The following is a 19,522-nucleotide window of genomic DNA, read 5'->3' on the forward strand; positions in this document are numbered from 1 at the left end:
TTACCGATAAGCATTTACGCTGGGGCTTTCCTAAATGTTTTAATCGCATCAGAAAGCTCGGCTATAAATGGAATCATAAACGTGTGTATCGGGTGTATTGTGAATTAAAGCTTAATCTCAGGGTAAAGCGTAAACAACGCATTCCTCCACGAAGCCCAGAAAGGCTATCAGCACCCAATAAACAAGGTGAATGCTGGTCAATGGATTTTATGAGTGACAGCAGTCGCAATCAACAGCGTTTTAGAACCTTCAATGTGATAGATGACTTTAATCGTGAGGCGTTAGGCATTGATATTGCGGTTAGTTTACCTGCTGGCAGGATTACCCGTTACCTAAATAAACTGGCCGAATATCATGGCTATCCACTCAAAATACGAGTGGATAATGGACCGGAATTTACCGGAAAAACATTCATCGACTGGGCAAAGTCACATGGTATAACCATAGATTATATTCAACCAGGTAGCCCATATCAAAACGGATATATTGAACGATTTAATCGCACCTATCGCACAGAGGTACTAGATTTATATCTATTTAATAATCTGGAACAAGCAAGAAAGGTAACCGAAGAATGGCTAACCATTTATAACACGGAAAGGCCTCATGAAGCATTAAATAATATGACGCCGATTGAATATAAAACCCTAAAACAAGCAGCATAATTTTCTACTTGAATCTTGTACTAAGTTTGGGGTATTTACACTAAAAGAGCCAAAACTCATTATCCACCCTGAATTATCGGTAATATATTTTTATAAGCAGCACATCGGAAATCAATTCAGGAAAATACAAAGGATAATTCAACCACACAGAATTATGCCTAGTTAGTATCCATCTAATGATTAACTTTTCCAGCATTTATGCTGACAGAAAAATCGATATTGCTCACAATTTAATAGCTTTTATCCAGACCCATTTGCCAGAAATCAGCCTCTAATCGCGTTGCATTGGTAAAAATTTTCACCAACTGCTCAAAACGCTGCGAATCAATATTGGCCAAACGCTGATTAATCCAGTTAATCTCTGTTTGCATGGCTGCATGAAATTCATCACCTGTATACATCTCAATCCAGCTCAGATAAGGATTGTTGTGCGCCTGATACCATGATTGTTCCTGAATCCAGTTCGCAAGCATGCCATAGCCAATTAGGCAGGGAGCCAGTGCGATATGCAAATCCAGCAGATCACCCTGCTGTCCGGCATCAAGCATATAACGCGTATAAGCAATATTGGCTTTAGCTTCCGGCAGATTATCTAGTTCCTGTTTACTTATGCCCCATTGCTTGCAGTACTGAATATGCAAATCCAGTTCAACTTCAACAATAGTTTTAAGACCAGCTAAAGCCTGCCGAATTTCAAAAATATCGTGGCTTTTATAAACTGCAAGCCCCCATGCCCGCGAAAACTGAATCAAAAAAAGATAATCCTGTTTTAAATAATGCTGAAAGCACGATTTAGCTAAAGTTCCCTTACCCAATTGCAGTACAAAATCATGCTGAATATAGCGATTCCAGTCGTCCCGACAGGAATCAATAAGGGATTGGAATGATGGCATCAACGCTCCTTTAATAAATAATATATTAAAAGGAGTAACAAAACAGACTTATTATTGCAAAAGCTTGTTTTATACTCCCTTCGTCGGTATTAACCGCATCAGGTTCAACGGGTGTAATCTCAGCCTGTGGCACCCCGGATAAATTAACCAGTAAAGGTTAAGAAATAGATGAGACAAATAAGAGAAGAATATTATATTCAGCTAACAGCCTCACCAATGAATACAGTATACATTTGTTTTCAATAAATTTATATGAATAGAGTTATTTGTTTGGAGCAGGATTTTTATTCGTGAATTCATCTATATCTTCTCTACAATGTTTAAGCAGGAACTCATCTACATCCGAAGCTGTACCCGCAGATATTTTCTGTTTGGCATCATATAATGTTACCAGTTTTAAAATATCATTATCCGCACTAGTGGCAGCAGGTTCTGAAGATGTTTTTTTAATATCATTAAAATCTTTTTCCTCGATTCTGGCAAGAGGTTGCCAGCTTAAAATTTTGCTTTTATCCAGAATCACAATCTGAGACATTTCTATATTTCTATCCCTGTTATCAGTATTTTTGGTAGTTATCCAGAAAAAGTTATTCCATTTATTATTTTCTTTTGACTTATTTTTGTATAAAGGTGCAAATTCCAGCACCATTTCATTACCAATACGAGATTTTATCAAAACTGGACATATAGCTGTAACTGAATCATCTGATTGTCCTTCACATACTTTTTTTCCAAGCGAATAATTAATTGTTTGACAAGTTTTTCCTGATACCACTATTCTTGTAGAATTGACCTCACCAAGTCGCAAAATTTTGATGCTGTAGAGTGAAAAGGTAGAAAAACTTTTTGTTAGGAAAAGTATTATAAATAATAATAATGGCGAAAGTGCTAATGCAAATTTTAGGCTTTCTGGAAATTTTAAACTTCCTATGAACGTTGTTGAAAGAATAATTAGAAAAATAAAATAAATACTTTTAAATATAAATGAGTAATCATTTTCAGTGTTAATACTTCCATTAAGCCAGAAAAAACTAATAGAGAAAATACACATAGCATAAGATATGGTTGTGACACTAATAATTGTTAGTGACCATAAAAAATTTTGTTTTCTATTTATATTTACATGATATATATCTGATTTTTTAAGCTTTGTGACGTATCTTTTTTTTTGTTCAAAATATTTTTTAAAAAATTGTTTATTACTTAAAATCATTGATACTATGAATAAAATAATTATAATAGTGGCTATTAAAATTATAAAAGTTTTTTTATTTATAGTAGTAAATTCATATAGCTGGAGACTTATAATTAAAAACCAAATTAATGCCGCATCTACATTTAATATAAATATATGCCATTTCGAAACGCCAGTAAATTTTTGTTTTCCGTAAGAGAGAAATAGTCCAGGAAGAGTGATAAATAGCAAAGAATATATAAACAAAACCAAGCCTAAAATGGCTATCGCATAAATAATAGATGATATCGATTCAATACTAATTTCTGGCATATAATTGATATTAATGAAAAATACCAATAGGAGCCATCCTCCAAAGCATAAAATACATATGGATAAAAATTTTATAAGATTATTTTGTATATAATGAATTAGAAAATCAGAAATACTTTTTGTAACTTTTTTTAATGTTTCACTGTTTTTATTTACAACTTTGTTTTCTTTACTATCCATATTATTTCTTTCTACAAGTGTATTCAGTCTGTTAGCATAAATTAGTTTCTGGTAATGATAGTAAGGTTATCATGTTGATACCAGTTGAATTTAAGTTGTATTATTTAATACTGTTTTGGTTTGATTAGCGATGTAGCTTATAGGTTATCTGGCAAAGTTTAATTTTGTGGATAAATGATGTTGAAGTGTAAATGCGGTTCGAGTTAACAGCTAATGCTACTTTAAGTTATTCTAGCTATCTTGGCAGTGGATTCAAGGAAGCTCATTTGCTGGATATCTATGCTTTTGTTATAGGTGGTAAGGTTGGTGGTAGTATTCTATTTTAAGCTTTACAGCTATTTATACCAGATAGCAGCGGGGGCTTACTTCAGGATAAGAATAATCATTATAAATATTAGTTGTAGTGAGTAAACTACCTGTTAGCAGCGTAGCATACAGTTTTCTTAATGGTTAAAGCTGAAAATCTCTAATTTTAAAAATTTATTTACAAGAATGATTTGTTTCAATACGCAGTAAAAATCTTCTGCTAGCTGCTACCGCGATGTTTTAATTATTCTTTGTTCTGCGTAAACAGTTGCAGTTCTACTCGGGCCGTAGCTGTTATTATATAGTCTGATATTAAAGGGGCGCAGTCTGGTAAATTTATTTTGCCTTTGATTTCATAGGCAGTTATCTGGATATGATTATTTTGTCTGTTATATTTTATTTTTGCGCTGCTGGGTTTAAATTTGCCCGGGTTAAATGCAGGATTGAGATAAAGGTTTAGTTTTTTATACATAATTTCATTTATCTGATAATGGATTATCTGCTCCCAAGGGATGGCTTTCTCGAAGCAGGGGAGGACTAATCCTTGCGGTGTGATGGTAAGCAGTGGCGAACCAATACGTTGATACATTTTGTAGCATCTGCGTAAACAAAAAATACTGACTATTGAAAGGATAATGACGGTTATTAGCCATTCAGAATCGTGTTTTTCGTTAGCTATTAAAAAGGCGTATGTTATTAAGATGAACAGGCTTGCCAGTAAGGATCGCAGCAATAATCTGATAATCCCGCCCTGTTTTATGGTAATGGTTTGCTGACGATTATTGATGTGTGTTTTTAGATAATTGATATTGGTTTTTGCTATCTTCTGGATATTGTTTTGGTAATCTGCTTGCAGTGTGTTTAATTCGTGACTGAACAGGTCTGTTAGCAGTGAGGTGGGGCTGATGCTGGTAAGCAAACCGCACAGGCGATTTAGTTCGCGATATTTAACGGAAGATAGCCGTTGAGCTAAAGTCGGGTGTGTGTCGTAAACAGATGGTTGTTTTTTTAGCAGTTTTCTAAGCGAAGGTATTTCTGAATGTGCTACATAGTGGGTAACATAATCTAAAGGCAGATGGGTTGTATGTGCGTTATAGTAATAATTATCCAGTGCCTGATTGATGGGTACTTGCAGAAGACGTATCTTACTCAACGCTAAGGCAAGGTATTCTTTGGGGATGATTTTTAAAGCCTTTGAATCTGCTCTATATTCTCTGGAACGATTCCATTGCCGTATTGCCCGGTTGAATGAGCAGTAAAAATGTTTGGATAACAGATATGCCGGATAGAATAAACGAGATCGGGAAAAAGAAGTAATGGTTTCGGTTAATCTGTCAATCTGACGATAAAAGTCTTTAGGCAGGCTCGGGTCATTGCTGGCAATATGGCTCAATTCGTGTGCTATTATGCTGCTTAACTCGGCTAAGGTTAAATAATTGATATAAGTACTATCCAGATATAAGGTATTTCCAGTCAAGTATAAGGTATTTTCAGTCAAGGAGGTTTCATGCGGATACAGGTAAATTGTTTGATTACTTACTTTAAAACCATGTCCTATGCAAAATACTATATTGTCTGGCATAACGTTTAACTCAAGCTTCTGAACGATTTGTTTAACCAGTTGGTATAATCTGGGATTGGTTTCTGATGTGATAAGTACGCCGTTTACGCTGGCTCCTCCGGTAATATTCTTTTTGTTATAAATTTCCCAAATGGAGAGACATAATCCTGCCACAGCAATCAGACCAATGGCTAATTTAGTCAGTATTAAACCATCGGTGAGTATAAAAAGACTGCATGAAAAAGACAGAAAAAGGCTGATGGGCAATATCAGTAGAATAGCCCGTATGATGTGTGAGGCAATAGCAAAATTAGTGCGCAACTGTTTTCCAGATTTACCCGCTTTTCTGCCCAAGCGTTGAATGAGGAATAAAGTAATCACTCCGGTAAAAAAACAGATGCTGCCGCTAAGTATGCCGCCTATGGCGAGTGGTTTGGCATATGTAAGAGTGAAATTATGTTGTTTAATCTTGTTTGTGATTTCACAACGCTGGCGGTAGCTATTGTGGGTTCTGGGTTGTTGTAGTAATTCTTGTTGTTGTAATGAAAGCTTAATGATTTCCTGATTGATGCTCTGAAGCTGTTGTGGTGAGGGGTAAAAGTGAAGGCTTAGGCGAATGCTGATAAGTGGCAATAAAATGATGAAAAAAAAAGATAGATTCGCTCTTTAAGTGAGAAAGTATGAGGCGCAGTGCTGTTATTCAAGATAATCACCTTCTACATTACTTTTTTCTGCAATCTTGCGGATATCTGTATTATCAGCCGGCTAATAATACTGAATTGATTATTTACTGAATTAAATTTATTTTAACAATTGTGCTAAATAAAAACAATAAACGCTTTAAATATTGGTTCTGGTGGTAAATGGGACAAGGTATTCGATTTAGGATACGGGCTGCTGAAGGTGAAGCGCAATGTTTTGCTATTGATATGCAGGCAAGACTGTCGGGTGTGGTATTGAATCTCAGGAAGGTTGATACGGTGATGGCGGGGTAAGGTGATGCAATGTGCATTTGTGTTGGATTATTTGCCAGTAAATTACGGTGTTATTGGTAGACGTGGGAAAAATAAAAGGTATTTGTTGTGTTGATTAGATAATTATTAGATAAGCGTTCAGGCTTTTGTTACTGCAAAGAATAAATTCTAGCTCCAGAATAAGTTAAATATAAAGTGTATGCATTTTCAAGTATGAATATTATCTAATTGGTTTTAAATATTTGATTATTTATCTATATTTGAATGGATGGTATTTTGTAGACGTTGGATTTGTCTGTATTTACGATGTATTTATGCTTTATGCCATATTTTATATGGTAGGTGTAATTGATGGTTGCTGGATGTTTGGATAATATGGCTAAATATTAATAATAATAATTCCCATTTTTACTTGTATAAGAGAATCATTATTGTTTACAATGTGACGTCTTTATATTAAATTTCGTCAAAAGGGGTTAATTCAGTATGTGCTGCTCACCCAAGATTATTGCGCTGGCTATATCCTGTATGAGCTTTCCAGCAATAGGGTATGCTGAAGGCGAGGCTCATTTGCCAACAGTTAATGTTGATGCAGAACGTGCTATGCCCACGGCGTTTAAGGATACTAAAATCAAGGCAGACGCCATTGAGAAAAAGGGTGCAGTGGATTTGAAGACTGCATTAAAGGATATTCCGGGTGTGGAAGTGCTGGATACTCAGGGGACGCGACAAGGTAACGACAGTGTGAATATCCGTGGTCTGAGTGGTAATCGTGTGGCGATGAGTATTGATGGTATTGATTTACCGGAAGCAAACGAAATGAAGCATACGGGACAGTATGCAATTTTTGGTCGTGGTAATTTTATGGATGTTTCTGCGCTCAGTAGTGTGGATATCAGCAAAAATGCCCGTGGCTTTGGGTTGGGCGGTGTGGTGGCTATGCATACGCTCACTGCGGATGAAATTTTGCAGGGCGAAGATCAGGGCGGTTATGTTGATACTCAGTACAATAGTGTGGATAAATCTACGGCGGTAACTGGGGCAGCAGCTTTAAAAAATGGTGATTGGCGCGGTATGGTGCTGAGTACTTATCGTAAGGGTGATGAATCTGATAATCGAGGTGAGATTGGTGGCAGGGGTGCTTTGCGTACTAAATCGGATCCTGTTGACCATAATAGCCGTTATTTTCTAACTAAGCATGAATTTGATATTAATGATAAAAACACCATCAATTTTACTGCTGAATATCTGAGCCGTAATCAGTGGACTGATTCGTTGTCACAAGCCAATAAAACTTATCCGGATGTTCGTGGTACAGATGACAATAAGAAAACACGATTTTCGTTGGGGCATGATTTTCATGGTAATGAAGGGTTAATCCATGAGGGTACAACGCAGATTTACTGGCAGCAGACTAAAACTGATTCGGTGACTCATCGTGATTATGTCCGTGGTTGTACCAGTCTGATCCCGAGTATGAAAAATCGTTGTGCGTTTGAATTTAATAATAAGGATAAGGTATGGGGTTTGACTACGGATTGGCGATCGCATTTTGATGGCAATGGTCTGTATCAGGACTGGCGTTATGGTTTGAGTTTTGTGCGCCATGAATTAAGCAGTGACTGGCAGGGATATTATGCCAGATCAAAACCAAACGCTGATAATAAGACGATTCGCGCCAGTATGTATGTTGATGGTGATTTGCAGTGGGGTAATTTAATTGTTAGCCCGGGTTTGTCTGCGCATTACTATAGTATGAATCCGAGTGATAGTGGTTTTTTTTCTGGAACTACCAATAGTATTGGTGATTTGCGTAAAAAACATCAGGGTGCCATTACGCCGCGTTTGGGTATTTCTTATCAGTTTGCTCCATTATTGGTACCTTATTTTCAGTATGCGCGTGGGTTTAATGCTCCATCGGCACAGCAATTGGCGTCCTCTTGGAATCCGGGTAATTACAGCTCTTGGGGCAATCCAAATTTGAAAGCAGAAACAGCTGATAATTTTGAGCTGGGTATACGCGGGAAGAATAGTGTACTTGAATATGGCATAGCAGGATTTGATAATCATTATAAGAATTTTATTGATTATGTGAATATTGCTGATCAGGTGGCATTGCCGGCTGTATGGAGCCGCTATCAAACGCTGGTATTGCAGGCTCAGAATTTCAGTAAAGCACATATCTATGGCGGTGAAGCCTATGCACGCTGGAAATTTGCCCCAGACTGGAAAGTAAGTGGTTCGCTTGCTTATTCGCGAGGTTCGATTCGTCAGGATGGGATAGATCAGCCACTTAATTCTGTTATGCCGGTTAAGGTAAAACTGGGCTTGGCCTATGATAAAGATGTTTGGGGAGCGAATCTGGATTTTACTTATGCAGCCAAGAAAGATGAAAGTGATGTGCAGAATGCGGGATATTACAACCCATCAAGAAGTTATGCTTTGGTTGATTTAGGTGGCTACTGGAAGCCGACTAGGCATTTGAGTTTTCGTGTTGGTGTGAATAATGTATTCAATCAGAAATATTGGAATTGGGCTGACATAGCTTACATGATGCCGAATGTGAATAGTCAGGCAGGCACTTCTGGTCAGAGTGATGGCAGTGCTACCAAACTAACCAAAGATAATGCTGATTTCTATTCAGCTCCGGGAAGAACATTTAATGTTGGCTTACGCTACACGTTTTAAATAAATCTGCTACTAATAATTACTTCGTAAAGGAACAAAATATGAGTTTATGGCAACAATATCTGAATAAGAAAGCAACGGTGGAGGGTATGTATTTCCCTCGCCAAGCGGCCGCTGATCTGGGAGTGAGTGAAGGTGCGTTGATGGCGGATGCGCCTGATTCGATTTATCTGGGTAGTCAGATTCGCGAGCTGGTGCTCAAGCTGGAAACATTGGGCGAAGTATTGAGTGTGGTACGCAATGATGTAGCGGTACATGAGAAAATCGGCGTTTATGAGCATGTTACGCTGACTGCGCGTACTGGGCTGGCTCTGAATGTGGGTGGGCTGGATTTACGTTTTTTTCTGCATAACTGGCACCATGCGCTGGCCATAACGGTGGTAATGGGCGATAAAACCATGCGTTCAATTCAGTTTTACGATGAGTATGGCGTGAATATTGAAAAGGTGTTCATGCGTGATGATACTAAACTGGAGGCATGGCAGGCACTGATTGATGAGTTTGCAACCAGCGGTAAGCCGGAATTTCTGCCGGCTCCTGAGGTTCAGGTAGCTGTGCCGGAGCCATTGTCGCCGGAACGGGAACAGGCTTTTCAGGAACGCTGGAATGAATTGAAAGATGTACATCATTTTGGTGGTTTGCTGGAAACGTTTAAGATTGATCGCCAGCAGTCTTACCGTCATGCTCCTGCCGGCAGCACCAGACAGGTGGATCGCAGTGTATGGGAGCAGGTATTAGAGCACGTACAGGCAAATAAGCTGGAAATTATGGTTTTTGTTGGTAACCGCGGACTGGTGCAGATTCAGACTGGTAAGGTGCACAATGTGGTGCGTTCACATGGCTATCTGAATGTACTGGATGCGAAGGTGCCGGAAGAGGGTTTTGATTTGCACCTGCGCGATAGTGATATTGTGGAAACATGGGTAGTACGTCGCCCAATTAGTGAAGGCTATGTTACCTGTATTGAGGGTTTCGACAAAAATCGTCAGACGGTGGCGCAGATTTTTGGTCGTCGCGAAGAGGGCAATGATGAAATGCAATCATGGCATCAGCTTATGGATGGCTTGTTAGCAGGCTAAACGGCTACAGCAGGTATGCGTTGTTGTGGCTATGAAGAGTAATCATAAGCTGTAGTAGGCATGCCTGCCGCTATACTGTGAGTTATCAAAGGGTAAATCATGAAGAAATTACTGTTGGCAGCGGCAATGTGCGCTGCTTTTCCATTTGCATTTGCTGCCCGCATTGTTACGTTGACGCCAGATGTGGCTGATGTTGTGGTGGAACTGGGTGGTGCCAAAGAAGTGGTAGGCCGTGAGATGGCTTCTACTAATCCGGCTTTAAAGAATGTGCCCAGTATTGGTTTGTTTCATGGATTAAGTGTGGAACCAATTGCAGCCAGAAAACCAACTCTTGTTCTGGGGTCGTGGATGGCTCAGCCAACCAGTATTTATGCCAATCTGAATCGTGTGGGTGTTATGGCTGTGAATGTTGCGCCCAAAGATGATATTAATGGCTATGCTGCTGGGGTTCGCAAGATTGGCCAGCTTATTGGTAAAAGCAGTGAGGCCGATGCTTTAGCGGATCGCTGGCTGAGTCAGGTTAAACAGATGCCGAAAACTGGTAAACGTTATCTGATTAGCTATGATGGCCGTTATGTTTCTGGCCGGGGTACCGCAGCAGATGAGCTAATCAGGCGGGCTGGTGGCATCAATGCCGCGGCAGCTATTGAAGGTATGAAGCCGATGTCACGCGAAGCCTGGCTGGCAGCGAAACCTGATATTATTCTGATTGCCGATCGTAATCAGAAATTAACTGGTGGTGTACAGGGATTACTTAAACGGCCGGAAATCGCAGCTTCACCGGCTGCGAAACAGAAGAAAATCTATTTTATGCCTTCAAATGACTTGTTTCGTTACGGCCTGAATACACCGCAGGTTATCCCTAAACTTTATCAGTTGGCACAATAATCATGGCGCAAGTGCTGCAAACGGCCGGTACATCTGACCCGACTATAGTAAAGAGGGTGTTCTGGCCTAAATTGGTTTGGTTTATCACTGCTGTGTTACTTAGCCTGCTATTGAGCTGGTTTTGTCTGGGGCTGGGTATGGGGGGGTGGCAGTGGCCGCAGTCGCTGGATGAGACAACGTTGGATATCCGGCTGCCACGGGTACTGGTGGCGCTGTTTGTTGGCGCTGCACTGGCTTCTGCCGGTGCAGCCTTGCAGGCGTTGTTTGATAATCCGCTGGCAGACCCGAGCCTGATTGGTACTTCTGGTGGCGCTGCATTGGGGGTGATTGCGGTTCTGGCCTTTGGCTGGGGTGCTGTGACTGTGCCTTTGGCGGCTTTTTTGGGGGCGCTGCTGGTGTGTTTACTGATTCTGACGGTACATCGTTTGCTGGGTGGCGGTACATTGGGCCTGTTGGTGATGGGTTTTGTAATCAGTGCTTTCTGTGGTGCACTTGTAAGCCTGATTCTGTTTATGTCGGATGATATGGTCTTACGCAGTGCAACCAACTGGCTGGCCGGTAGTCTGGCTGAAGCTGGTTTTATCTCGCCTTGGTATGCATTGGCTGTGATGACACTAGGCTTGTGCGTGCTGGTGGCAGTTGGACGCCGGCTGGACATTCTGATGCTTGGTGAAGAAACAGCAATTAGTATGGGTGTGGCGGTAGGCAGTACACGAATGTGGACAGTTATCGGCGCAGCGCTATTAACGGGTGCAGCTGTGTCATTGGCAGGTATTATTGGTTTTTTGGGGATGATGATACCGAATGTAATTGCCCGTAGCTGGGGCGGCAGTCGACGCCGGATTATGCTGTTATCTGCTTGGCTGGGTGCGGTATTTTTGCTACTGGTAGACAGTGTGGCACGCTGGCTGAGCTATCCGGTGGATTTGCCGGTGGGTATTGTGATTGCTTTACTGGGCGGGCCGTTTTTTCTGTGGCTGTTTTTGCAGCCATTGCGGCGCTAGGTGCGGGATATGGAGAATTTGTTTACGGTTCGCGGTATGCAGGTGCAACCACGCGGCCGCTGTATTTTATCAGTACCACAGCTTGATCTGCCGGCCAATCAGCATATCAGTATTATTGGCCCGAATGGTGCAGGTAAGTCTACTTTATTGCGTGCGCTGCTGGGTCTGCATGGTGCTGGAGTATGGTTACGCGGGAAATCGGTGGACAGTTATTTAAAGCGTGGTCAGATTGCTTGGGTAGGTCAGCACGGACAATATAATTTACCGCTTACTGTAACTGAATATGTGCAGCTTGGCTGTTATTCGCATGGTGGCTGGTTTAAGAAGGCACTGGTATCAACAACAAAATTACAGCACCTGCTGGATGTTTTTGATTTGCGTACATTGGCACAGCAACGCATAGGTAGTTTGTCTGGTGGTGAGCAGCAACGTGCCAATGTGGTACGTGCTTTGTTGCAGAATGCACCGGTGTTGTTGTTGGATGAACCTTGCAATCATTTGGATATTCGCCATCAGCATCGTCTTATGCATTATTTATGCGAAAATCATGATAATTTTTCAGTGGTTATGGTGTTGCATGACTTAACTATGGCGGCCAATCATTCTGATTTTATTGTATTAATGAATGAAGGGCAGATAGTTGCTTCTGGAACACCACAGGATGTGATGCGGTCTGAGCTGCTCAGTGAGGTGTATCAATGGCCAATCCGACGTATCGAAGAGGATGGCAGGCTGTTTTTCCGTATGGTTCATCACCCTGTACATTCAGTAGTAGCCTGAATTAGAAATGACAGGCATTGATTTAGTTAAATGTTCACTAGGTGATGAGTGATGATGGGAGTTATTGCAGTTTTAAAGGATTGAGGCTAATCGGGAATTTAATTTTCTCGTTATTTTTATCAATTGTATTCATTATTTACGCTAAAGAACTGTATCCTCAATATATTACAAACTTTTTGATATAGGAGTGCAGCGCAGATATTGCAAGTATTAGAAATTAAGTACACGCATAATCAATTAATTATGGAAAAATTAAATGTATATGAGCAGATAGAATGTGCTGATAACTGAGGAATGGTGGAGATGAGTGATATGTATGGAGCTTTAGTTCTGAGATTATGTTGATAAATGTTCTATGCTTTGTATTTGCTGGTTGTCACGCCGATAAATTCTGTCTGTTAGCGGAAGGTTATTCAGCCTTATTTAAGCTGTCTTTCTGTTCGATATGATTTGCTAAATATATAAGTTAATTATGTATTTAATTACCAATGCTTCTGTTTTTACTATTGATATTTCTGCTGCAAGTAAAGCTTTCTGTATTGACAGATGAAAGTGTAAAAAAATTCCGGTATAGTGTATGACACGATTATCTATTTGCCTTGAATCAGGAATTTTATATGCAAAACGCCATGCGTAAATTTTTATTGGGCTCTGTCGCTGCGGTGGTGCTTGCTGCCTGTGGTGGTGAGTCTGCCTCCGGTACAGCTTCTGGTTCCAGTGAAAGTAAAACGGTAGTTATGGGGCTTGATGACAGTTTTCCGCCCATGGGTTTCCGTAATGAAAAAAATGAACTTGTTGGGTTTGACATTGATATGGCGCGTGAAGCGGCCAAACGTGCCGGTCTGGCTGTAGAGCTTAAGCCGATAGACTGGAGCGCTAAAGAATCAGAACTCAATAGTAAGCGTGTGGATATGCTCTGGAATGGTTTGACTATTACGCCTCAGCGACAGCAGCAGCTATTGTTATCTAAACCGTATATGGATAATCATCAGATTATTGTTGTACGCCCAGATGGCGGAATTAACACCAAAGCGGATCTGGCCGGTAAAGTAGTGGGCGTACAGGATGGCAGCAGTGCTGTGGACGCAGTGGAAGCTGAACCGAATGTGGCTAAGTCATTCAAAGAGTTGAAAAAGTATTCGGATAATGTGACTGCTTTAATGGATGTATCTGCTAAACGTGTAGATGCTCTGGTGGTAGATGAGGTGGTTGGACGTTATTATGTTTCTAAAAAGCCTAATGAATATAAGGTTTTAAATGATAATTTTGGTACGGAGCAATATGCTGTGGCTTTCCGCAAGGATGATCAGGCGCTGGAGCAGAAAATTCAGACTGCTCTGGATAGTATGAAAGCTGATGGTACATCTGCTAAAATTGCTACAAAATGGTTCGGTAACGACATCGTCAAATAAATGCTGTTTTTACCCTAGAATCAACGCTGCCTGAATGTGAATTGTTCAGGCAGCGTTATTGTTGTTTTAAGGATTACACGTGAATGATGTGTTAAATATGCTGCCAGAATTGTGGACGGGGGCAAAAATTACCCTCAGTCTGTTTGCCATTACCCTGTTGCTGTCTATTCCATTGGGGCTGGTATTGGCGTTGTTGCGCTTGTCTGGCATTAAAGCGCTGGACTATATTGTTAATTTTTACATCTGGGTGATGCGTGGCACGCCGCTGATGTTGCAGATTTTCTTTATTTACTTTGCCTTGCCGGCAGTTAATATTCTGCTGCCTGCTTATACCACAGCGGTAGTGGCGTTTGTACTCAATTATGCAGCCTATTTTGCTGAGATTTTCCGTGCCGGTATTCAGGGAGTAGGTAAAGGGCAGTATGAGGCGGCAAAAACACTGGGTATGAGCTATGGTCAAACCATGCGCCGCATTGTTCTGCCACAAATGTGGAAAAAAATCCTGCCGCCATTGAGCAATGAAACCATTACGCTGGTTAAGGATACTTCGCTGGTGTATGTACTGGCATTGCAGGATGTTATGCGGGTAACCTATCAGTTGGTACAGCGTGAATTCAATCTGATGCCGTTTTCTGTGGCGGCTGCTTTCTACCTGATTATGACCCTGATTCTGACCTGGGGCTTCCAGAAAATGGAGAAACGTTATGCACGCTACGACGACTGATTTAATGATAGATGCACGCGGTATTTACAAGGCCTTTGGTCAGGTGGAAGTGCTTAAAGGTGTGGATATTCAGGTGGCACGCTCGGAAGTGGTTGCTATCATCGGTTCTTCCGGTTCTGGTAAATCTACTTTGCTGCGCTGTCTGAATTATCTGGAAAAAATAGATGCCGGCAGTATTGCGATTGAAAATGATTTTCTGGTGCAGAATAATAGCCATAACCGTGCTCATTATGTGCCTGAACGGACGATTAAGAATATCTGTACGCGTATGGGTATGGTATTTCAGCAGTTTAATCTGTTTCCGCATATGACTGTATTGCAAAACGTGATTGAAGCACCGATCACAGTGAAAAAAATGCAGCGTGACGAAATTGTGCCACTGGCGCAGGAACTGTTGCGTAAAGTGGGTTTGGAAAACAAGCAGGATTGTTATCCGTCGCAGTTGTCTGGTGGACAGAAACAGCGCGTTGCCATCGCCCGGGCATTGGCGATGCAGCCACAGATTATGCTGTTTGATGAACCGACTTCGGCACTTGATCCAGAGTTGACCGGTGAAGTATTAAAAACTATGCAGCAGTTGGCTGAAGACAAAATGACGATGGTGGTGGTAACCCATGAAATGGGCTTCGCGCGCGAAGTGGCAAACAAGGTGCTGTTTATGGATAAAGGTGTGATTGTCGAATCCGGTGAAGCGAGAAGTTTTTTTGCCAATCCGCAGCATGCACGGACACAGGCATTTTTGAGCTCGATGTTGAAGTAAATTTATTACTATTAAAGTTTATACAAGTTGTAGTTATTGTTTATATTAGATGTTTGATTAAATAGCAATGCGGAGATATGCACTCTGTACTAAATAGTATGTAGTAATAAATATGACTAAATGTAATCTGATAGCCACTAGCAATGCATATAATATTGAGAATCAGGTTCAATTATCCTTAGATTTGGATCAATCTGCTGATAGTAAAAAAAATTATTAGCAGATTATTATAATTCTTTTAGTCCGTTTTTTGTTTATGCAGATGAGAGCGGTACGTCAACTATGGATAATGATAAAAATTATCCAGTTTTTGTTTTGGCGTTTTGCATTTTTAATAAGCGTATTTATATTGAAAAATTGGTACCTTTAATTCAAGCATTGAAATTTAAACTTTTTGGCATGATATGGTTATTCTATATGACAAAGAAATAAGAAAACATGGATACCCTTTCAATTTTAATTCCAAGGCTTTATCTGATGAATTCTTAAATGATATCACTTAGATGTTAATAATTCTGAGAGAAAACTTAATAGGGCTTTTGAGGTATTAAAGTTAAAATTTTATTGTGAAGGTGGCCGGCTTAATGTAGGAAACAATTATCTGAATTATGGACTAAATATTTTGCCAGAAAATAAAGTCAAAAAAGCAGAATAGCCTTGAGAATACTCAAGGCTACAGCGCCGACTGGGCTACCCAATCCATTTGTTTAAAGTATACCTAAGGTAAAATTTTAATTCAATAAAAATGTAGGAAAGTATTAATATCTAAAAATGATACTGGTATTTAAAAAGATAGTTTGATTTATCGTGATATTGGATTGATAAAAAGATATCTTATTTGTCAGTTGTTTATTGCCTGATTTGCTTATTTAATTCTTTAATTTAACATTATGTTATTTAGATATTGTATATTCTTTCTATATTTTAGAAAAAATATACTTGTTCTGGTATGATGACAAAAGAATATTATAAATTAAAAACTTGTAGAATGCTCTTCTGAATTTAATTTTAAATAGATAAATTTGTAATATATAGTTTGATGTTATATAGCCGGTTTAATCCATAGCTGCTGGTTTTTCTGGTCTATTTTCACACTGTATTGTTTCAGGAAATCTATGCCGAGTAAGCCGTCTGATTCAAATCGTTCAGGCATACCGTCCATAATAGCTGCACGAATGGGGATTTTTCGGATGGATGGGTTAGTCAGAATGATTTTAACAGTCTGGGGATTGCCTTTTTTATTCAGGCGCAGTGTGGCTTGTTCGGATTTGGCTGCGGGTGGTTTTTTGCTATCGTTGAATGCTGCTGGCAGTGATTTGCCTTTGATAAAGGACATTGATGCTCCGGTATCCAGAACAAGGCTATATGGTTTTTTCTGATCGGTAAGGTTGATGACAATGCCTTCTTTGGGATGAATTTTGTAGGGGAATGCAATCCATTGCTGGTTTATGTGGGCAGAATCCTTACCATCGTCGATTATGATTCTTTTATGCGCAAAATCCAGTGTAAGGATGTGATTCTGAAAAAGTGATAAACCGATAACCGGTAGGTTGTCATCTGGTGTAGGTGCCTGTTCCTCAGTGCTGGAATAACTCCAGCCCCATGGTTTCAGTTCTTCTGCATTGATGTTGTCAAAGTTAAGCCCGTTAATATCTAGATGCTTTATCAGAAATTTTTGTGTTTGATTGATTTTTCCGTTTAAATCCAGACTTTTATTGGTATTTTGGTTTTTGATCGTATCTGGCAGTTGTTGCAGTGTATTTAGTGGTAAATGCAAGGCTGTCTGTGAACCTGTATCAAGCTGAAACTGGCTTGGTTTGCCGTTGATATTTAAGACTACTTTGGCAATATGGGTATCTTTGATAAAGGTTACCGGTAATACTATTTCTTTTGCTATGGCCATTCTTAGGGCTATGCAGATAAAAATAAAAAACAGGCTTGTTAAGCGCATGGATTTTATCCTTTTTTACAGTATAAGGGTAATATCGGTGTTATGTGTTTATACTTGATTAATGAGTGATAAGCCAGAATAAAGAACAATAAATGTTAATATCTAACCAGATTGTTTATATTTTTGTTTCTTTTCGAAGAGAGTTACACTCTTAGAATGTTTGTTTTTAATGTTTATTTAGCATTAATGTTGTAAGTTATTAAGGTAAAAATATTATTTTTGGTATAGAACTTTAATCTGGATTAAATATTCTTGCGTAGGTTTGCCATGAATTTTTTTATCAATATCGGAAGTTATTGATAGGTATTTTGTTATTATGTGTTGGCTGGTGGCGATTTTCACCTTATTCACCACGGGTTGTTATGCCTGCATATTTAAATGACGGTGTGGATTGTTCGCAGTTTCCGCCGATGGCTACGGGTGATGAACCATTGCAAACAGAAATACCACAAGGGATGCAGCCGTTTGTGTTGCCAAGAGTGAAAATCACTCCTTTGGCTGGGTTTAGTATGCCTGCACGTGTATTACATCGCGCTGCTTATCTTTATGATGAACCCGCTAGTATCTCTACAACTGACTGGTTTGTGGGATGGGGGTTTATGGCTAATGAAAAGATAGTAAAGCGCCTGAAATTTGAGCAGAGAGGCCGTTTTGGTGGTATTGCCGGTACTAAAGATGGAGGCGCTATGCCATATTCTTATGATGATATGTATCTGAATGCTTCGAATGTTCATTTGATTCCGGCAAATAAAAAAATAGCTGCTCAGATTAATGGTATTAAGGTTGGGGATAATGTCCGTGTGGATGGTTGGCTGGTTAGGGTCGATATGGGAAATAGGTATGTGGTATCGTCATTGTCACGCACTGACAGGGGAGCCGGAGCGTGTGAAGTAATACTGGTGTGTAATGTTACCCGGCTTGCTTCTGAAAAAGTGTGGCCGGATTATAAGTGACTTTTGATATGGAGGTGGAATGATGTTAGCTAGATGGCTGCTTGCATTGATGCTGGCCGCTATGGCCAGTACGGTATGGGCTGATGTGTATTCAAAAGATGAATTGATTGGTTTTAATCGCGATGCCGCAGCAGGTGGTAAGGGCACTTTGTATGGGCAGTTTGCATTCAGACGAGATGCGGCAAAGAAGGATGAGGCGATCAAGGAGATTGGCTGGATGACGTTGCAACCGGGTGATTCAATTGGTTTTCATCGGCATGAGCATAATGAGGATACTTATATTATTGTTTCTGGGACAGGTCTGTTTACTGATTCGGATGGTAAATCTTATCAAGTTACGGCTGGTGATGTGACAATTGCGCGTAAAGGGCAATCGCATGCTTTGGCCAATATAGGTAAGGAACCGCTGGTGTTTATTGATGTGATTGCTGAGCAATAATTTCAGGTGCAGTTTTACTGATCAGATGGATAGCCGGAGCGGGATGTTGGTTTTTTGCTCTTCGAACAGAATGTAATTGGGCAGAGATAAGGCTGTTTATATATAAACCGTCAGACAACGGTATGTCTGACGGTTTTTGTGTAAGCGGATTTATTCTGCGTCAGCAGCTTTGGCTACGGTTACCATAGCAGGGCGCAATACGCGGTCGGCAAGTGTATAGCCTTTTTTCATTACGGAAACCACGGTGTTGGGTTCCTGTTCGCTTTCTACGCTTTGTAAGGCCTGATGGCGGTGCGGGTCGAGTTTGTCACCGGCTTTAGGCGCGATTTCTTTCACGTTAGATTGGTCGAAAGCTTTTTGTAGTTCGGTCAAGGTCATTTGTACGCCCATTTTCAGGGCATCAAAGTTGCCGCTCTGATCTTGCAGCGCCATTTCCAGATAGTCTTTAACGGGCAGCATGGCACTGGCAAATTTCTGGCCGGCAAATTTGTGTGCGCTTTCAATTTCTTCCTGATGACGCCGGCGCAGGTTTTGTTCGGTGGCGAGCGAGCGTAGTTGTTCGTCTTTGATTTGTCCTTCCAGCTCGTTGATTCGTTCCTGCAAATCTTCGATTGTGGGTTCGGGAGCAACAGTTGGTTCGGTGGTTTCGGTGTTATCGTTGATCTGAGTTTCGTTTTCGGTGTTGTTTTCCGGTTGCATGTTTTTTCCTCTGCAAAAAGGTAAATTATTTTATTAAATTGGGTCGTTATGATTTGATT

The 19,522-nt window shown here is 40.3% G+C and carries 18 protein-coding genes, 1 pseudogene and 1 riboswitch; of the genes and pseudogenes, 14 read left to right on the plus strand and 5 right to left on the minus strand.

All coding sequences use genetic code 11. The features are described from left to right. A partial coding sequence (locus BHC51_RS06025; RefSeq protein WP_143558803.1) for an IS3 family transposase occupies positions 1-665 on the plus strand: 665 nt, incomplete at its 5' end. A 230-nt stretch (positions 666-895) separates the two neighbouring features. On the opposite strand, the gene tenA is transcribed toward BHC51_RS06025, so the two are convergent. Both tenA and BHC51_RS06035 read right to left on the minus strand, forming a co-directional pair. Further along, positions 896-1,558: a thiaminase II gene (gene tenA, locus BHC51_RS06030; protein ID WP_100153571.1), complete on the minus strand. Its 663-nt coding sequence runs from the start codon at positions 1,556-1,558 to the stop codon at positions 896-898. Positions 1,559-1,615: 57 nt separating this feature from the next. After that, positions 1,616-1,705, minus strand: a riboswitch (TPP riboswitch). Between the two features lie 115 nt (positions 1,706-1,820). Then, positions 1,821-3,245 carry a hypothetical protein gene (locus BHC51_RS06035; RefSeq protein WP_100153572.1) on the minus strand — a complete coding sequence of 475 codons (1,425 nt, stop codon included), beginning with the start codon at positions 3,243-3,245 and terminating at the stop codon, positions 1,821-1,823. Positions 3,246-3,436: 191 nt separating this feature from the next. On the opposite strand from BHC51_RS06035, the gene BHC51_RS13060 reads away from it, so the two are divergent. Next, positions 3,437-3,571 (plus strand): hypothetical protein, encoded by a 135-nt coding sequence (locus tag BHC51_RS13060; protein ID WP_257384779.1) that lies wholly within the window; start codon positions 3,437-3,439, stop codon positions 3,569-3,571. Positions 3,572-3,795: 224 nt separating this feature from the next. On the opposite strand, the gene BHC51_RS06040 is transcribed toward BHC51_RS13060, so the two are convergent. After that, positions 3,796-5,745: a M48 family metalloprotease gene (locus BHC51_RS06040; RefSeq protein WP_100153573.1), complete on the minus strand. Its 1,950-nt coding sequence runs from the start codon at positions 5,743-5,745 to the stop codon at positions 3,796-3,798. A gap of 230 nt (positions 5,746-5,975) precedes the next feature. On the opposite strand from BHC51_RS06040, the gene BHC51_RS13065 reads away from it, so the two are divergent. The 10 genes and pseudogenes from BHC51_RS13065 to BHC51_RS13285 all read left to right on the plus strand — a co-directional run. Continuing rightward, positions 5,976-6,107: a hypothetical protein gene (locus BHC51_RS13065; protein ID WP_257381753.1), complete on the plus strand. Its 132-nt coding sequence runs from the start codon at positions 5,976-5,978 to the stop codon at positions 6,105-6,107. A 465-nt stretch (positions 6,108-6,572) separates the two neighbouring features. Continuing rightward, positions 6,573-8,774 (plus strand): TonB-dependent hemoglobin/transferrin/lactoferrin family receptor, encoded by a 2,202-nt coding sequence (locus BHC51_RS06045; protein WP_100153574.1) that lies wholly within the window; start codon positions 6,573-6,575, stop codon positions 8,772-8,774. 41 nt (positions 8,775-8,815) lie between these two features. Next, positions 8,816-9,853 carry a hemin-degrading factor gene (locus tag BHC51_RS06050; RefSeq protein ID WP_100136164.1) on the plus strand — a complete coding sequence of 346 codons (1,038 nt, stop codon included), beginning with the start codon at positions 8,816-8,818 and terminating at the stop codon, positions 9,851-9,853. Positions 9,854-9,952: 99 nt separating this feature from the next. Then, positions 9,953-10,741: a heme/hemin ABC transporter substrate-binding protein gene (locus BHC51_RS06055; RefSeq protein WP_100153575.1), complete on the plus strand. Its 789-nt coding sequence runs from the start codon at positions 9,953-9,955 to the stop codon at positions 10,739-10,741. 2 nt (positions 10,742-10,743) lie between these two features. After that, positions 10,744-11,745: a FecCD family ABC transporter permease gene (locus BHC51_RS06060; protein WP_100153576.1), complete on the plus strand. Its 1,002-nt coding sequence runs from the start codon at positions 10,744-10,746 to the stop codon at positions 11,743-11,745. A gap of 9 nt (positions 11,746-11,754) precedes the next feature. Beyond that, a complete protein-coding gene (locus BHC51_RS06065) occupies positions 11,755-12,525 on the plus strand; it encodes an ABC transporter ATP-binding protein (protein WP_100153577.1) in 771 nt (256 codons plus the stop codon). Positions 12,526-13,142: 617 nt separating this feature from the next. Then, positions 13,143-13,937 carry an amino acid ABC transporter substrate-binding protein gene (locus BHC51_RS06070; RefSeq protein WP_218965882.1) on the plus strand — a complete coding sequence of 265 codons (795 nt, stop codon included), beginning with the start codon at positions 13,143-13,145 and terminating at the stop codon, positions 13,935-13,937. A gap of 79 nt (positions 13,938-14,016) precedes the next feature. Continuing rightward, a complete protein-coding gene (locus BHC51_RS06075) occupies positions 14,017-14,661 on the plus strand; it encodes an amino acid ABC transporter permease (protein WP_100090123.1) in 645 nt (214 codons plus the stop codon). After that, positions 14,642-15,421 carry an amino acid ABC transporter ATP-binding protein gene (locus BHC51_RS06080; RefSeq protein WP_306807139.1) on the plus strand — a complete coding sequence of 260 codons (780 nt, stop codon included), beginning with the start codon at positions 14,642-14,644 and terminating at the stop codon, positions 15,419-15,421. Before BHC51_RS06075 ends, BHC51_RS06080 begins: the two co-directional genes overlap by 20 nt. 261 nt (positions 15,422-15,682) lie before the next feature. Continuing rightward, positions 15,683-15,853: pseudogene (locus BHC51_RS13285) on the plus strand (DUF3800 domain-containing protein); the annotation flags it as partial. A gap of 610 nt (positions 15,854-16,463) precedes the next feature. Here the strand turns inward: BHC51_RS13285 and BHC51_RS06085 are convergent. Beyond that, entirely contained in the window at positions 16,464-17,372 is a 909-nt protein-coding gene (locus BHC51_RS06085; RefSeq protein WP_100153578.1) for a hypothetical protein, read from the minus strand. Between the two features lie 362 nt (positions 17,373-17,734). On the opposite strand from BHC51_RS06085, the gene BHC51_RS06090 reads away from it, so the two are divergent. After that, a complete protein-coding gene (locus BHC51_RS06090) occupies positions 17,735-18,325 on the plus strand; it encodes a hypothetical protein (protein WP_100153579.1) in 591 nt (196 codons plus the stop codon). A 49-nt stretch (positions 18,326-18,374) separates the two neighbouring features. Next, positions 18,375-18,764: a cupin domain-containing protein gene (locus BHC51_RS06095; protein ID WP_100100789.1), complete on the plus strand. Its 390-nt coding sequence runs from the start codon at positions 18,375-18,377 to the stop codon at positions 18,762-18,764. A 150-nt stretch (positions 18,765-18,914) separates the two neighbouring features. Here the strand turns inward: BHC51_RS06095 and grpE are convergent, their stop codons facing one another. Then, complete coding sequence (gene grpE, locus BHC51_RS06100) at positions 18,915-19,463, minus strand: nucleotide exchange factor GrpE (RefSeq protein ID WP_100100758.1); 549 nt, start codon at positions 19,461-19,463, stop codon at positions 18,915-18,917. Between the last annotated feature and the right edge of the window lie 59 nt (positions 19,464-19,522).

It is taken from the genome of Snodgrassella alvi (genome assembly GCF_002777745.1).
GTDB classification, from domain to species: domain Bacteria; phylum Pseudomonadota; class Gammaproteobacteria; order Burkholderiales; family Neisseriaceae; genus Snodgrassella; species Snodgrassella alvi_D.

Excerpts from the sequence above, each read along its gene's own strand:
- tenA (WP_100153571.1), bottom strand. The coding sequence starts at position 1,558 with ATGCCATCATTCCAATCCCTTATTGATTCCTGTCGGGACGACTGGAAT.
- BHC51_RS06045 (WP_100153574.1), top strand. The coding sequence starts at position 6,573 with ATGTGCTGCTCACCCAAGATTATTGCGCTGGCTATATCCTGTATGAGC.
- BHC51_RS06095 (WP_100100789.1), top strand. The coding sequence starts at position 18,375 with ATGCTGGCCGCTATGGCCAGTACGGTATGGGCTGATGTGTATTCAAAA.
- BHC51_RS06055 (WP_100153575.1), top strand. The coding sequence starts at position 9,953 with ATGAAGAAATTACTGTTGGCAGCGGCAATGTGCGCTGCTTTTCCATTT.
- BHC51_RS13065 (WP_257381753.1), top strand. The coding sequence starts at position 5,976 with ATGGGACAAGGTATTCGATTTAGGATACGGGCTGCTGAAGGTGAAGCG.
- grpE (WP_100100758.1), bottom strand. The coding sequence starts at position 19,463 with ATGCAACCGGAAAACAACACCGAAAACGAAACTCAGATCAACGATAAC.
- BHC51_RS06090 (WP_100153579.1), top strand. The coding sequence starts at position 17,735 with ATGCCTGCATATTTAAATGACGGTGTGGATTGTTCGCAGTTTCCGCCG.
- BHC51_RS06035 (WP_100153572.1), bottom strand. The coding sequence starts at position 3,245 with ATGGATAGTAAAGAAAACAAAGTTGTAAATAAAAACAGTGAAACATTA.
- BHC51_RS06050 (WP_100136164.1), top strand. The coding sequence starts at position 8,816 with ATGAGTTTATGGCAACAATATCTGAATAAGAAAGCAACGGTGGAGGGT.
- BHC51_RS06085 (WP_100153578.1), bottom strand. The coding sequence starts at position 17,372 with ATGCGCTTAACAAGCCTGTTTTTTATTTTTATCTGCATAGCCCTAAGA.
- BHC51_RS06070 (WP_218965882.1), top strand. The coding sequence starts at position 13,143 with ATGCAAAACGCCATGCGTAAATTTTTATTGGGCTCTGTCGCTGCGGTG.
- BHC51_RS06060 (WP_100153576.1), top strand. The coding sequence starts at position 10,744 with ATGGCGCAAGTGCTGCAAACGGCCGGTACATCTGACCCGACTATAGTA.
- BHC51_RS06065 (WP_100153577.1), top strand. The coding sequence starts at position 11,755 with ATGGAGAATTTGTTTACGGTTCGCGGTATGCAGGTGCAACCACGCGGC.
- BHC51_RS13060 (WP_257384779.1), top strand. The coding sequence starts at position 3,437 with ATGCGGTTCGAGTTAACAGCTAATGCTACTTTAAGTTATTCTAGCTAT.
- BHC51_RS06080 (WP_306807139.1), top strand. The coding sequence starts at position 14,642 with ATGCACGCTACGACGACTGATTTAATGATAGATGCACGCGGTATTTAC.